The organism is Sedimenticola selenatireducens (genome assembly GCF_963675335.2).
Classification (GTDB): domain Bacteria; phylum Pseudomonadota; class Gammaproteobacteria; order Chromatiales; family Chromatiaceae; genus Sedimenticola; species Sedimenticola selenatireducens.
This window is the reverse complement of sequence record NZ_CAXXYC010000004.1, coordinates 527,775-541,976: the sequence shown is the minus strand read 5'-3', so window position 1 is coordinate 541,976 and position 14,202 is coordinate 527,775. Positions and strand designations below refer to the sequence as shown.

General features: G+C 57.3%; 12 protein-coding genes. 4 read left to right on the top strand and 8 right to left on the bottom strand.

Annotated features, from left to right (window positions below; translation table 11 throughout):
* Positions 1–205 precede the first annotated feature (205 nt).
* Complete coding sequence (locus ACHZBF_RS13710) at positions 206–1,642, bottom strand: pyridoxal phosphate-dependent decarboxylase family protein (protein ID WP_321528752.1); 1,437 nt, start codon at positions 1,640–1,642, stop codon at positions 206–208.
* Positions 1,643–1,735: 93 nt separating this feature from the next.
* Entirely contained in the window at positions 1,736–4,279 is a 2,544-nt protein-coding gene (locus ACHZBF_RS13705; protein ID WP_037374577.1) for an EAL domain-containing protein, read from the bottom strand.
* Positions 4,280–4,627: 348 nt separating this feature from the next.
* On the opposite strand from ACHZBF_RS13705, the gene trhP reads away from it, so the two are divergent.
* Together trhP and ACHZBF_RS13695 are read left to right on the top strand one after the other, a co-directional pair.
* The gene (gene trhP, locus ACHZBF_RS13700; RefSeq protein ID WP_037374578.1) at positions 4,628–5,950 is read left to right on the top strand and encodes a prephenate-dependent tRNA uridine(34) hydroxylase TrhP; all 1,323 of its coding nucleotides are present in this window, start codon (positions 4,628–4,630) and stop codon (positions 5,948–5,950) included.
* A gap of 412 nt (positions 5,951–6,362) precedes the next feature.
* Positions 6,363–6,548 (top strand): PA3496 family putative envelope integrity protein, encoded by a 186-nt coding sequence (locus tag ACHZBF_RS13695; RefSeq protein ID WP_029132117.1) that lies wholly within the window; start codon positions 6,363–6,365, stop codon positions 6,546–6,548.
* Positions 6,549–6,945: 397 nt separating this feature from the next.
* On the opposite strand, the gene ACHZBF_RS13690 is transcribed toward ACHZBF_RS13695, so the two are convergent.
* A complete protein-coding gene (locus tag ACHZBF_RS13690; protein WP_321528751.1) occupies positions 6,946–7,791 on the bottom strand; it encodes a LysR substrate-binding domain-containing protein in 846 nt (281 codons plus the stop codon).
* Between the two features lie 192 nt (positions 7,792–7,983).
* On the opposite strand from ACHZBF_RS13690, the gene msrB reads away from it, so the two are divergent.
* Complete coding sequence (gene msrB, locus ACHZBF_RS13685; RefSeq protein ID WP_394707579.1) at positions 7,984–8,556, top strand: peptide-methionine (R)-S-oxide reductase MsrB; 573 nt, start codon at positions 7,984–7,986, stop codon at positions 8,554–8,556.
* 12 nt (positions 8,557–8,568) lie between these two features.
* On the opposite strand, the gene ACHZBF_RS13680 is transcribed toward msrB, so the two are convergent.
* The 4 genes from ACHZBF_RS13680 to ACHZBF_RS13665 form a co-directional block, all read right to left on the bottom strand.
* A complete protein-coding gene (locus tag ACHZBF_RS13680; protein ID WP_051301771.1) occupies positions 8,569–8,979 on the bottom strand; it encodes a Mov34/MPN/PAD-1 family protein in 411 nt (136 codons plus the stop codon).
* A gap of 192 nt (positions 8,980–9,171) precedes the next feature.
* Positions 9,172–10,230 (bottom strand): DUF3549 family protein, encoded by a 1,059-nt coding sequence (locus ACHZBF_RS13675; RefSeq protein ID WP_321528750.1) that lies wholly within the window; start codon positions 10,228–10,230, stop codon positions 9,172–9,174.
* A 20-nt stretch (positions 10,231–10,250) separates the two neighbouring features.
* Positions 10,251–10,694, bottom strand: coding sequence for a YcgN family cysteine cluster protein (locus tag ACHZBF_RS13670; RefSeq protein ID WP_321528749.1), 444 nt, complete (start codon positions 10,692–10,694; stop codon positions 10,251–10,253).
* 520 nt (positions 10,695–11,214) lie between these two features.
* On the bottom strand, positions 11,215–11,469 hold the full coding sequence (locus ACHZBF_RS13665) for a hypothetical protein (protein WP_321528748.1): 255 nt from the start codon (positions 11,467–11,469) through the stop codon (positions 11,215–11,217).
* A 301-nt stretch (positions 11,470–11,770) separates the two neighbouring features.
* On the opposite strand from ACHZBF_RS13665, the gene ACHZBF_RS13660 reads away from it, so the two are divergent.
* On the top strand, positions 11,771–12,613 hold the full coding sequence (locus tag ACHZBF_RS13660; RefSeq protein ID WP_051301772.1) for a tetratricopeptide repeat protein: 843 nt from the start codon (positions 11,771–11,773) through the stop codon (positions 12,611–12,613).
* Positions 12,614–12,760: 147 nt separating this feature from the next.
* On the opposite strand, the gene sthA is transcribed toward ACHZBF_RS13660, so the two are convergent.
* Positions 12,761–14,158, bottom strand: a complete 1,398-nt coding sequence (sthA, locus tag ACHZBF_RS13655; RefSeq protein WP_029132121.1) for a Si-specific NAD(P)(+) transhydrogenase — start codon at positions 14,156–14,158, stop codon at positions 12,761–12,763.
* Positions 14,159–14,202: the final 44 nt, after the last annotated feature.

The window sequence follows — 14,202 nt, the reverse complement described above, 5'->3', positions numbered from 1 at the left end:
GCCCCGCCGCGAATTCGCCCCGGGGCGGGCCTCCTGCAGGTCAAACCCCTCTCCGGCGACCCAAGCGTAGCGGTAGGAGCGGCTTCAGCCGCGAAAATCCCGGATAACCCGGCACCTATGGGCCGACCCTCCAGGTCAAATCAGTACCAACACATAATTGGGACAGCGCCAGATTGGTGGTTACCAATCCCGCTTCGATGCTGGTTCAGTCGATGCCCGAGCGGATGTCGACAATCTCATCCAGCAGTGCCTGGATGTCGTTTAGGCTGGTGGCCGGGTTCATGAACACCAGTCGCAGCCAGCGTTGTCCACGGTACAGGGTGGACGAGATATAGAAATCGCCCCGTTCCAGCAGTTGTCGGCGAATCTCCAGTTGGATATGGTCATTGCCGCTGATCCTGAAGCAAAGGATGTTGGTCTCGGGCTGGATGGCCAGTTCGAAGCCAATCCGCTCCCTGATCAGATCGGCCGCCTCCCGGGCGCGTTGCACCAGCCCCTCCACATGTCGCGCCAGCCCCGCTTCTCCCATCGCCGCGATGGTCATGAACAGCCGTAGTCCCAGGCCTGCCTTGGTGCACTCCACGGTACGGGAGATGAAGTCGAAACCGGGCTGATCCTTGGCGTGAAGCAAGTAGCTCGCCTCCTGCTCGAAGGCGTGATCCAGGTGGCGGTGGTCCCGCACCAGCACGGCGGCGCACACGGTCGGTGTGCACATCATCTTGTGGGCGTCCCAGACCACCGAGTCGGCCAGCTCAATGCCGTGCAGTAGGTGGCGCAGTTTGTCCGATACCAGCGCGCCGCCACCATGGGCGGCGTCCACATGCAGCCAGATGTGGTGTTCCCGGCAAATAGCAGCGATCTCCGTGAGCGGGTCATACAGACCGGCTGCCGTGCCGCAGGCATTGGCCACGATGGCCATCACCTGTCTGCCTTGTGATTGAAGATCAGCGATCTGTTCGGTCATGTGTGCGGGCTGCACCCGGCCATCCGCATCGGCCGGCAGGGTGAGGCAGTTGTCCTCGCCCAGGCCGAGAATGGCCACTGCCCGTTTCATTGAGTAATGCGACTGCTCCGGCACCAGTACCACCTGATTGCCCGGGTTGCCGGATTTCCAGAATGCCGGCACCCGCGCGCCGCGGGCCGCCAGCAGCGCGGTGAGATTGGCCAGTGAGCCGCCGTGAGTCAGCACGCCACCGGCATGCCCGGATTGCGGGTCCAACTGCCGGTTGCTGGTGGTACCCGTCCAGCCAATTTTTTCCAACATCCAGTTGATCATGAAGTACTCGATACTGGAGGCTGCCGGGCCCATCTCATAGATGGCCATGGCGTTGTTGGTGGCGCCGTCGATCAGGGAGCCAAGCGCCCCGGTGGTGTGAGGCACCGCCACCTGATGGGCCAGAAAGCCGGGATGGTGCAGCCGGGTGGTGGCGCTCAGATAGTCCTGGACAAAATGGCGCAGTGACTCGCCTGTCAGGTCTCCCCGGGCAATGTGCTGTCGAAGCTCAAGCTGTTCAATTACGGTTTCCAGTACAGGCTGGTGGATAACCGGGACGTCTCTGTTGCCCGATTCGCGGATATAGTCCGCCAGCGCATGGACCACAATGGCGGCGTCTTCAGTAAAGGGTGCCTGCTGGCTGCTCATATCTCTGCCGGGGTTGGGAAAAAGAGATCGGTCGAGGACTGGAGAATACTGCAAACCCGGATCAGAACAAAGCGGCGAGCGGAGTGGTTTGGCTTACTGCTCCAGGGCAAATGTGCCGGCAAACAGCAGCGGGGTTATCTCCCTGGCGGGCAGCGGCCGGGCGATAAAGTAGCCCTGCAGTTCGTCGCAGCTCTGCTGCTGGAGAAATTCTGCCTGTTTTGACGTTTCCACCCCCTCTGCAACGACCGAGAGACTCAGCTTGTGGGCCATGGCGATCATGGCGGAGACGAGTTCGGAGTCATCCCGGTTGGCTGGTACATCACGAATAAAGGAGAGGTCTATCTTCAGCTTGTTGATAGGCAGGCGCTTCAGGTAGCCGAAATTGGAGTAGCCAGTACCGAAGTCATCAATAGATATATGCACGCCATGACTCTTCAGCGATGCCAGCATCGGCACCACATCTTCGGAACGCTTCATGACCGCACTCTCCGTCAGTTCGAGTTCCAGGTAGCGCGGATTGACGCCGGCCTGTTGCAGTATGCTGATTACCCGCTCGCTGAAACCGTCCTGGACCAGCTGGTTGGCGGACACGTTGACTGCGATACGAAAATCGTCCAGTCCCTGCTCGATCCAGGCGCGGCACTGGCGGATAGCTGTAATGAGCACCCAGTCTCCCAATTCGCAAATAATGCCGAGACTTTCGGCCAACGGAATAAACAGTGAGGGTGCAATATAGCCCAGCTCCTGATGCTGCCAGCGGATCAGTGCCTCGGCACCGGTAATCCGTCCAGTGTCGGCCGCTATTTTTGCCTGATAGTGGAGGATGAACTCCTCGTTTTTAAGGGCTTTGCGCAGATTGCTCTCCATCGCCAGGTGCTCAAGCGACGAGGCATTCATGGTAGCGGTGTAAAGCTGATAACTGTTGCGTCCGTTGTCCTTGGCCCGGTACATGGCGGTATCGGCGTTGCGAATCAGGTTTTCACTGTTGGTGCCATCGTGGGGGTAGATGCTGATACCGACACTGGCGGTGATGTAGAGGGTGTTGTGGGCGATCGCCACCGGCCGGGCGATGGCGCTGAGAATACGGTGCACCAGGGCCACGGCCGCGTCCGCATCCTCGATCTCCTGCAACAGCAGGGTAAACTCGTCCCCCCCCATGCGCGCTACCGTGTCGCCTTCCCGTATCTCAGCCTGAATTCGCTGGGCCACATCCACCAACAGTCGGTCGCCGATGGTGTGTCCCAGGGTGTCATTGATCCGTTTGAACAGGTCCAGGTCGATGAAGACTACGGCCAACAGGTGGTTGTGCCGGTGGGCGTTGGCGATAGCCACATTCAGCCGGTCGTTGAACAGCCGTCGGTTGGGCAACCCGGTCAGTACGTCGTAGTAAGCCAGGTTCTTGATCTGCTCCTCGCTCTTTTTCCGGTCCGTGATGTCGGTGAGAATAGCGGCGAACTTGGTGATCTCGCCGGTATGGTTGCGAATGGCGTTGATGGTCAGCCACTCCGGGTAGATCTCTCCGTTCTTGCGCCGGTTCCATACCTCACCGGCCCAGGAGCCCTCGCTGTACACGGCGTCCCACATAGTCCGGTAGAAGGCCGCGTCATGTTTTCCTGACTTGAGCAGGGCCGGGGTGTTGCCGATGCTCTCCTCGGCGCTGTAGCCGGTGATGCGGGTGAACGCCGGATTGACCGACAGGATGAAGCCGCTCGCATCGGTCACCATGATGCCGTCCCGCGAGGCCTCGATCACCTGCCGGGCCAGATGCAGGTTCTCCTGTGACAACTCCAGGGCGATGCGGCGCTCTTTCAACGCGCGACGCAGGTCATCCACATGGTTGTGGTCGATACCGGCAAGGATTTCCGAAAATGACAGGATACCGATCAGTTTGCCGCTGTTGTTGGTGATGCCGAGATGGCGGAATCCCTGCTGGTCGAAAATTGTGCGGGCCTGCATCAGCGAGAGGTGATCTGGCTGCGTCATCAGCGGCCTGCTGGCGGCTTCGCCGACGCTGACGGAGGTGCGCTGTACGGTGATGCTTTTCAGGAAGTCGCGCTCGGTAAAGATGCCGTAAGGACGGTCTTCGCCATAAAACACAGCGGCCGCATCCACCTCTGCCTCATGTAGAGACTTGACTGCCTGAGCGAGTGGCAACGAGGCCTCGAATACCACCAGTGGTCGTTTCAGGATGGTCGAGATATTACGTAACAGCAGATCATGTTCAATCCCTTGTGCGCGAATCAGATCACTCTGGCTGAGCAGGCCCGCCGGCTGGCCGTTATGGTCCACTACCAGCAGGTGGCGGATATGCTCCAGCTGCATCAATCGCTCTGCCTTTTCCAGGGAAGCCAGCAGTTCAATGCTCTTGACCGGCCTGCTCATGACGTTGGCAACCGGCTGATTGGTAGCGTCCGAATCGTCGGACATGTCCAGCTTCAGGGCGTCGGCCTCGGTCCAGATGCCCAGCGCCTGCTGCTGGTCGGTAATCACAATGGAGCTGTATCTGGATTCCCACATCATCTCGGCTGCGCGGATGATCGGCGTTGAGGGCGGGCATTCCAGCAGCTTTTTACTGATGATATCACCCACGGTGATATGGCTTTTGGCTTGTTCGATGGCTTCCTGTATCGGGGTCATGAGTGGACTCAGGCGTTGGGTGATGTCGGTTATTCCGTGTGCTTTTCCAGGGTCGGTCCGGCCTGTTGCACATCCCTCCGAGTCCTATAGAGGGATACATTGGTATCATATGTTACGTTTTCGACCGGCTGCCGGGCAACTTTAATGGGTTGTTCCGGCTGAATCTTTCAGGCTACCGATTATAATCAGGAAGTATTGTGATTTTTATTGGTTTTGCCTTATGTTGTTGCTTACGTGAGCAGCGCCGCCTCGGTTTGTCCTTGATTTTTCCAGGGTCTTGATTTTTGGTTTTGCGGTGGCTCTGCGTTATAGTTTTCCGCTTCTTCATCCCCCCGGTAAGCCTGCCCCATGAAACGACCCGAACTGCTCTCCCCCGCAGGGACCCTGAAAAACATGCGCTATGCCTTCGCCTATGGTGCCGATGCGGTGTATGCCGGTATGCCCCGCTACAGTCTGCGGGTGCGCAATAACGATTTCATGGAAGAGAACCTGGCGACCGGCATCGCCGAGGCGCATGCCCTGAATAAACAGTTTTTTCTGGCCTGCAACCTGATGCCCCACGGGGCGAAGCTGAAGACCTTCATGCACGACATAGAGCCGGTAGTGGCACTGGGTCCGGATGCCCTGATTATGTCTGATCCCGGTCTGATCATGCTGGTACGGGAACGCTGGCCGGAGTTACCGGTACATCTCTCGGTACAGGAGAATACGGTGAATGCCGCCTCGGTCCGGTTCTGGCAGCAGGTGGGACTGACCCGGGTGATCCTCTCCCGGGAGCTCTCCCTGGATGAGATCGAGGAGATCCGCCAGGCCTGTCCGGAAATGGAGCTGGAGGTGTTTGTACATGGTGCACTCTGCATCGCCTATTCCGGCCGCTGTCTGCTGTCCGGCTATTTCAATCATCGTGACGCCAATCAGGGGAGCTGTACCAACTCCTGCCGCTGGGAGTACAAGGTGGGCCAGACAGAGGCGGGCGAAGAGATGACCGGTGTGGCCCAGTCGGGTCAGATACGGCATCCGGCGGCCGACGGGGTCTATCTGCTCGAAGAGAAAGAGCGGCCCGGGGAGTTCATGCCGATTTTCGAGGATGAACACGGCACCTACATCATGAATTCCAAGGACCTGCGGGCCGTCGAGCATATCCACCGGTTGGTGCGGATCGGCGTCGATTGCCTGAAGATTGAGGGCCGCACCAAATCCCATTATTACACTGCCAGAACCACCCAGATCTATCGTCAGGCCATTGATGATGCGGTGGCCGACAGACCATTCCGCCCGGAGCTGATGGGTGAGCTGGAGAATCTCTCAAGCCGGGGCTATACCGACGGATTCTACCAGCGTCATGAAAGCCAGGAGCTGCAGTCCTACCGGGACAACTCCTCCCGCAGCGCCCGCCAGCAGTTTGTGGCGGAAGTGATGTCGGTGGATGAGGCAGACGGCAAGGTGCTGCTGGATGTGAAAAACAAGTTTGCCGTGGGTGATCGGCTGGAACTGCTGACGCCGGCCGGCAATCAACAGTTTGTCCTGGAGGTGCTGGAAGATCAGCTCGGCAATCCCATGGCAGAGGCTCCCGGTGGCGGTTATGTCGTCAAGACCCGACTACCTGGGACTCAGGTGCGGATGGGGCTTATTACCCGGTTGCTGGAAGATCATGGCCATTCCCTCGGCTAGCCGACTCTCGGGCTGTCCCCACAATTATGCATCCATTCGGATCCCGAAAAGGCCCTGTCCCAATTAGTTGTTGGTCTTGTTTTGGCTTCGCTTGGCGATTCGCCCGGTAGGGGCGGCGCCTTGCTGCGAATTCGGCCCGGGGCGGGCCGCCTACGGGTCTAACCCCGCTCCGGCGGCCAAACGTAGCGGTAGGAGTGGCTTCAGCCGCGAATTTCGCGGATAAATCCGCTTCTACAAAATGGCCACTTCTCATGCACCAGGTAACTGGGACATAGCCCCCGAAAAGCGCTGTAGGATAGCGCCGTCATTGATTAATATTTTTTATCATCACGACAAAAATTATTAACTTTACCTCCGGGTGGCGCTGGGAGTAATTACTGTGCCTCTTTTGTTTGCGTGAGATTGGCATGTAATGAATATGGTTGATGATGTTCTGGATGACGATGATCTGGACACCGATGACGAGTCTGATCTGGACTATAGCGCTTCCAGGGTGAAAAAGAGCTCGCCCGACGCCAGACGTCGTGTCGAGCAACTGATGGAGCTACGCCGGCTGCGGCAGTTGTTGGGAGACCCTGATTTTATCGGCTTTGATTGACCGCGGGACCTGTCTGTCCAGATCTGTTCCGGGCTAAGGAGCGGTGCAGGCAGGCGTATTGAATTTGCCATAAAATTTTTAAGTTGTTTTCCCGGTCCATTTCGCAGTAAAAAATACCTCTGAACAAGCAATTACCAGCCAATTTTTATTGGAGATCTGACAGTGAGTAGACGTTCCGATAGGGATGAATTTGATGATGACCTCGGTGAATGGTCAGATGTAGTGCACCATAAGAACCGCAAGCAGGGAGATGGTGGCAGGAGCAAGCGATCAACCATGCGCGATAAAGAGAGTGGTGCGCGGAAACCCAACAGTCCCCGCAGAAATACCAACAAACATTCGGATCATTTCTGATTTTGATGATGCCGGTACACGCGCTTGCTGTACCGGCATTTTTTCAGGTACCCGCTTTCAGGCAGGCGATGACGCTCCTGACCGGTTTGCGCTGTTCGCTTTCCGGGCGAACCACGAGGTATACCTGTCGTTCCAGCACCGGCGCATCCTCTACCCGGAACAGCTTCCCCTGTGCCAGCGCCTCGCTTACCATCTGCTCGGCAAGATAGGCGGTGCCACCCTGTTGTTGTATCAGATCATAAGCCAGACCACCCGATCCGGTCCGCATTATCGGGACTGCCGCATCGGGAAAGTACTCGGCGTGCAGACTGGCAAAGCTGTTACCCCAATCCACCAGGGTGTAGCCGGATTGCACCGCTTCTGCGGCCAGAAGACCTTCCCGGGACGAAACCATAATAAGCGGAACATCCATCACTTTTCTGATCAGCAATTCAGACATCTGCGGCGGCTCAAACATGAACGCGAGATCGAGCAGTCCGGAGGTCAGGCGCTGAATCAGCATATCACGGGTCAGAATCTCGATTTGCATCAACATTTCGGGTGCCTGCTGAGTCAGTTGCAGGCACAGTCCCTTAACCGTGATAGGCCAGAGATCATTCATGCAGCCGATCGCGATGGAATCGGAGAGTGAAGATTCCATGGCGATGTCCTGCCTTGCCCTTGCCCATCCCTTGACGATGGTCTCCGCGTGGCGCTGCAGACGGTTTCCCGCAATAGTCAACTGGATGTCGCCACGCTTGCGGATAAACAACTCCACATCAAGCGTCGATTCAAGCTGTTTTATACGTGCGCTAACCGCCGACTGGGTAACGCACAGAGTTTCCGCCGCCTTGCCGAAATGACGAACTTTGGCAACCTCAAGAAAGGTTCTGAGTAGTGAGATATCCATGCATAAAGTTCGGTAAACAATGGGAATTTCAGGAGCATGACATTTCATGCCATCGAATGCAATTCGTGCCGTCGGGTGGCAATCTCCAGGTTTGCGCTGGTGGTAAATGTCACAGTTTTATAACGACGGAAACAAAGGATGGTCTGTCGGGGTCTCTGTTAGAAGACAAACTAATTAGCAAGGAGTATGACCATGAGAGGATATGGGGCGGAAATCATCCTGACTGCTGTAGCCACTATGTTTTGGCTGAATGCAGGGGCTGAGAAAATGGCACCGGTTGCCGATAACCAATCCCTGGAGGAGGTCGTTGCCTCCTCTAAAGGCAATCAGCGCTACGTCAAACCGACGGATGAGCAGTTACGCCGGCAGTTAACGCCGTTGCAGTATGAGGTCACGCAGAAGGATGCTACTGAGCGGGCCTTTAATAACACCTATTGGGATGAAAAACGGGATGGCATCTATGTCGATATCGTAACCGGCGAGCCGCTGTTCTCTTCCCGTGACAAGTTCAAGTCGGGAACCGGCTGGCCAAGTTTTACCCGGCCGATCAATCCCGATGCTGTGGTCGAGCAGACCGACTACAAACTGATTTGGCCGCGTACCGAGGTGCGAAGCCGCCACGGCGACTCCCATCTGGGCCATGTGTTTGATGACGGTCCACAGCCAACCGGTCTGAGATACTGCGTGAACTCAGCCGCACTGCGCTTTATACCGCGTGAGGAGTTGACCGCTGCCGGATATGGGGACTATCTGGACAATCTGTGACCGGATGGCCGCTCAGGACACCAGGTCCTCTTCTTCAAACCGATTGCTGTTCAGTCGCCATGATCGCAGCTCGGCAATGCCTACCGGAGTAATGGAGGCGATCAGATAGGAGTAGCCGGGGGACACCAGGTGCCGTTCGCCATCCGAGGGGATATGGCTCTGGTCGGGCAGGGCGCGCCAGATGCCGACGATCTCCAGTCCCTGCTTTTTTGTCCTGCGATCGATCTGCTGCTGGTTGAGCAGTTCCAGGCGGAAGTCGCCTTCTGTTTGATCGGGATAGGCTATCTGTTCTACCTTGTGTACCGAAATATGCCCCTGCACCTGTTTCCCGAACAGCACACCACAGGCCTCATGGGGATAGGCGAGACTCGCCAGCAGCCCCAGCTGATCACGCAGGTGTTGGGACAGATAAAGGTGCGACATATATCAATAATAGGGCATATTTTTGTCGCTGGAGTATTTATTTACCGGAACTGACTGATTTAACTGGTTTTTATTGTGGGATTAGCCGGTAGGGACAGATTGCATCGTGGTATTGAGGTCGCGGTTTCCGTCGGTCAGGTAGATATGCCCTTCGGGTTGGTGATCCGATAGGCAGGGCCTTTTTCTGCCATCCTATTGTCCAGTTACGCCCTGGAACAGGGCGCCGATCGCGCTCGAAAGCCGGCTTGAACGGTTGGGGTCACGCACCGTGGCGAGGATCGGTTGACGCATGCCGGGCAGGTAGAGCAGATCGGCCATGCAGAGATTAAACGCCTCCTGTCCAGCGCTGTTCTCGGCCAGGCGTTCCAGGAACAGATGGCGTATTTCGGCATCCAGCAGCTGTTCCCAGGCGCGCCCTGAGACGGCGGTCAGAATCTCGATATGGTTGCCACCGGGGGATGTGAGGATACGGCTGATCAGCTCTCGCTGCGGCCGCTGTGCGCTGGAGCGGGCACTGCCGCGAATTGCCGCCGCCAGCAAACCCGGGTCGGTGGTGGCCTGCTGCAACTCATGGTCTACCCGATCGAGCAGTGCCTGGGTGATTTGCCGTGGCAGGGTTTCATTCTCCAGGCAGTGGCAGAGGGCAATCAAGGGTTGGGCGGGCATGACAGTGATGGCGCTGGCGACGATGGTTTCGTTGCCATCCTGGTCCAGCCGGGCCGCCAGGTCGGCGATGCCCTGATAACCGACAAAGGACCACTGCTCCCATCCCGGCTGGCCGGAAAAGTAGTGTTGTGCATGTGCATAGAAGCGGGAAGGCGGGGCGTTCAGCAGTCGGGAAATCCGGGCATGAAAGATCGCCATGCGTTCGTCCTTCGGTTTAAAGCTGTAGGGGTTGTCCTGCAACGCCGATTCCAGCTGCTGGCCCTCGCTGTCCGCTTGCATTTTTTCACCGATGCGTTCGATCAGTCGATGCATGAAGTCATCGCGTGCCGCCTGCAATAGCTTTCCCTGTTCGTCCAGCGGCAGGCGCAGGAACCAGATCAGCGGTTCCTGTTGGCTGCTTTTATCCTGGAACAGCAGGGCAAACCAGGCCTGTTGCTGCAGCGGGAAAGGGTAGGGGATAGCAGTTTTTTCAAACTGCAGAAAGCGATCCCGGGAGATTTTGTCAACCCGGCGCCCCATGTCGAAGAAGCGCAATCGGGCACCGCTGGTTTCCAGGAATTCGGTAATGGTACTGATCGGTTCCACGGGTTATCTCGTTAAGGCTGTTATCTGATCCAGTCTATGATGTGGTATTCCAGGTCATCGGCCTGCAGTTCACTGATCACCCGACCACCCACTGAGTGACCACTGTAGATAACCGAATCAGGATCACCGGAGACTAGTGGGTGCCACGACGGTAGTGGCTTGCCTTCCGCCAGCAGCCGGTAGGCGCAGCTCTCGGGTAGCCAGTAGGGGTCCTGGAGTACCTCCAGGGTGATGGTGACGCAATCCGGTACGTTGATGGAGCGGTTGGGGTAGTCGCTGCAGCGGCAATCGGACTGATCCAGATAGCGGCAACAGACATTGGTGAACTGGATCTCCCGGGTCTCTTCGTCTTCAAAACGGTGCAGGCAGCATTTGGCGCAGCCGTCACAAAGCGACTCCCACTCCCCGGGAGTCATTTGGGCAAGGGTTTTATCGACCCAGAATGGTGTTTCGGATGATGACATCGGCCTATTCTATCAGCCATCGGCTGAATGTGGCTTCCCCGCTGTGCATTTTCCCGGCGGATTCCACTTGCGTATTAATGCCAGGGTTAAGCCTGCTAAATGGTCTGACAATCAGTGTGATTATGTCTGAAATATCCTCTAAGTCATTGTCATTCTGAGAGTTTGTTAACACCGGGCAGCGGCGTGGGGATCTTTCAGAATAATTTTCTTGGTGATCGGGAAATTGTTTTATCAGTCAATATAACTTTATGATTTATATAATAATTATAAATCGTATAAAAAATAACCAAAATAATAATATGGTTTAATGGGCAGGCTGTTCAGACTGATTTCAGCAACTTTTCCACAATGTTATCCACAGGTACTGTGGATAACCTGGGTGTGGTTCCTCTTATTAGCTGTGCAGGGAATTAAACCATTTCCCAATTACCCGTCCGGCTCAGCCAGGGTAGGGGAAATATTAGCCGCGAATGAACGGATTTCGAACCTGGCTGAGCGTTATGGGTAGTCAGGAACTATCTTAATTGCTTCCGGGTGGGAGTGGAGCCGATTCGGTTTGCAGCTGCTGATCCAGCAGGCGGTTCTGCTCGCGCTGTGCCTCAATCAGCTCCTGTAAAGCGTCAAGCCGGGTACGCGCATCCCGGGTGGTCTGCCGGATATGCTCGATTTCATGCCGCAGTTGATCCCGCTGGATGGCCAGCTCGGCCTGCTTGTCGGCTGGCGCCTGGGCAGGAAGCAGCAAGAGGCAGGAGAGTGACAAATAGCGTTTTTTCATGGTTTGTGGCCGGTATGCAGCGGGACGTGTAGGTGGGTATTGTGCCAGTTTCCGGACCGCTCTTCAGCCGCTGACGGGTTGAGAATCCGGTAATGGGAAACAGGTCGCTTTTCATGGGATACTATGCCGTTTTTTAATTATTCAGTTCACGGCGCAAACCGTGTTTTTGCTTGTGGTCAATGGGGCAGTAGCACTTCTCTTCTTTGGCAACCTCAAAAACCGGAAAGTCGCTATTAGTAGACAGCCCGGTAAGCGGCCTTTTTGGACAGCGACGCCGTGTTTATATCTGAAGGAGTTCGGGATGCTCTCTGCGCGGCGTTCCATATCACAGGGGCAGGACCATCAGGCATCGGTGCGGCAGGATGCCGTCTCCTATGCGCAGGGCGTGGCGGCCTATGCGCGGCGCGCCTATGGCGAGGCCTATCGCTGTTGGGCGCAGCTGGCCGAGCGCGGCGATGTGCAGGCACAGTATGGTCTGGCGGTGCTGTTCGATCGTGGTGAAGGGATAGCCAGGAATCTCGCCAAGGCGGTCGATTGGTATCAACGGGCGGCCGACCAGGGACTGGCGGATGCACAGTACAATCTGGCTCTGCTTTACAACGAAGGCATCGGTGTCCAGGTCAGCCGTAGCCAGGCGGTACGCTGGTTTCGCAAGGCGGCTGAGCAGGGCGATGCCGAGTCCCAGTATCGCCTGGCCCGTTGTTATGACCAGGGGCTGGGTGTGGCGAGAAACCGGACCCTGGCGGCTGACTGGTACGGCAAGGCGGCCGAGCAGGGGCATGCCGCAGCGCGTAACTGCCTGGGGGATATGTATCGAACCGGCGACGGCGTTGCCCGGGACTATGCCCAGGCGCTGTACTGGCTGACCCTGGCGGCCCGGCAGGGCTACGGCTATGCCCAGGTTAACCTGGGCTTTCTGTATGATCAGGGCCTGGGCGTGCCCTCCGATCCGCTGGAGGCGATCAACTGGTATCGAGAGGCGGCCCTGCATGGCGACCCCATGGCGCAGTACAACCTGGCGGAGATGTTCCGGATCGGGCGCGGGGGACAGCAGGACCCGCAGCAGGCGATCCGCTGGTATCGGAAAGCGGCGGCTCAGGGCCATCCCGGTGCGGTCAGGCGCCTGCGCCAGATCGGCGCCTGATCTGTGTGCCGGGGTTCATAAGCTTACTCCAGCCTTTTAGCTCTGAACTCATCGTGGGAGGCTCGCCCCGGGCCGAATTCGCGGCGAGGGCGCCGCTCCTGCCGATACGGCTGACCGTCGGTGTGGATTTGATCTTTTGGCTGGGTATCAGAAGATCCGGTTGAGACCGTTCAGTGCCGCCACGCGGTAAGCCTCGGCCATGGTCGGGTAATTGAATGTGGTCTCGGTGAAGTAGAGCAGGCTGTTGGCGCTGCCCTTCTGGGACATGATCGCCTGGCCGATATGGATGATCTCCGCGGCCGTCTCGCCAAAACAGTGAATACCCAGAATCTCTAATGTCTCCCGGTGGAACAGGATCTTTAGCATGCCCACGGTATGTCCGGTAATCTGTGCCCGGGCGATACTCTTGAACATGGCGTGCCCTACCTCGTAGGGGACCTGCTGTTCGGTCAGTTCCCGCTCACTCTTGCCCAGGGAGCTGATCTCGGGGTTAGTGTAGATGCCAGTGGGAAACTGCTCGATCAGGCTCCAGTCGCACTTGCCGGCGCTGATCTGGGCGCCGACGAAGCGACCCTGATCATAACTGGCGCTGGCCAGTCCCGGTGGTCCGGCCACGTCACCGGCGGCGAAGATATGCGCCAGATCGGTCTGGTATTTTTCGTTGACCTCGATCTGTCCGCGATGATTGATCTGGACGCCGATCTCTTCAAGGCCCATGCCCCTGGTGTTGCCTGAGCGCCCGTTGGCCCAAAGCAGGATGTCTGTCTTAAACTTTTTGCCGGATTTACAGTGGAGGACCACGCCGTCGTCCAGCGGCTCCACCCTGGTGTACTCCTCGTTATTGCGGATCACCACCCCCTGGTTACGCAGATGGTAACTGAGGGCGTCGGTAATCTCGTCATCCAGGAAAGAGAGCAGGCGATCCCGGGTGTCCACCAGGTTCACCTTGACATCCAGGTTACAGAACATCGAGGCGTATTCGCAGCCGATCACCCCGGCGCCATAGACGGTCAGGGATTTTGGCGTGTGCTTCAGCGACAGGATGCTGTCACTGTCATGTACCCGCGGATGGGAAAAATCGATATCCTCCGGGTGGTAGGGGGAGGAGCCGGTGGCAATCACAAAGTGATCGGCCGTCACCTGTTCCGCTGAGCCATCCACATGCCGGATATTCAGGGTGTGGGCGTCAAGAAAGGCGGCGGTACCGTAGAAGATGTCCACGTTATTGCGGGAATAATAGCGGTAGCGAGTGCTCACCTGCTCCTGGATGACCGAGTCCGCCGCCCGCAGCATGCGCGGATAGTCCACGTTGACCTGCTCGATGCTGTGTTGAAACAGGGGGTTCCGCTTATAGTCCACCATCATGGAGATGTTATGGCGCAGCGCCTTGCTGGGGATGGTGCCCCAGTGGGTACAGCCACCGCCGACCTTGGCGTGTTTCTCTACAATGGCTATTTTTTGCCCCGATTTGGTCAGTTTCATGGCGGCGCCTTCGCCGCCGGGGCCGCTGCCGATAACGAGGGTGTCGTAGTGCTTTTGTGTCATATTGTCCGTTCTTCTGGAGAGGCATCAGGGTTTTCGCGGCAGCC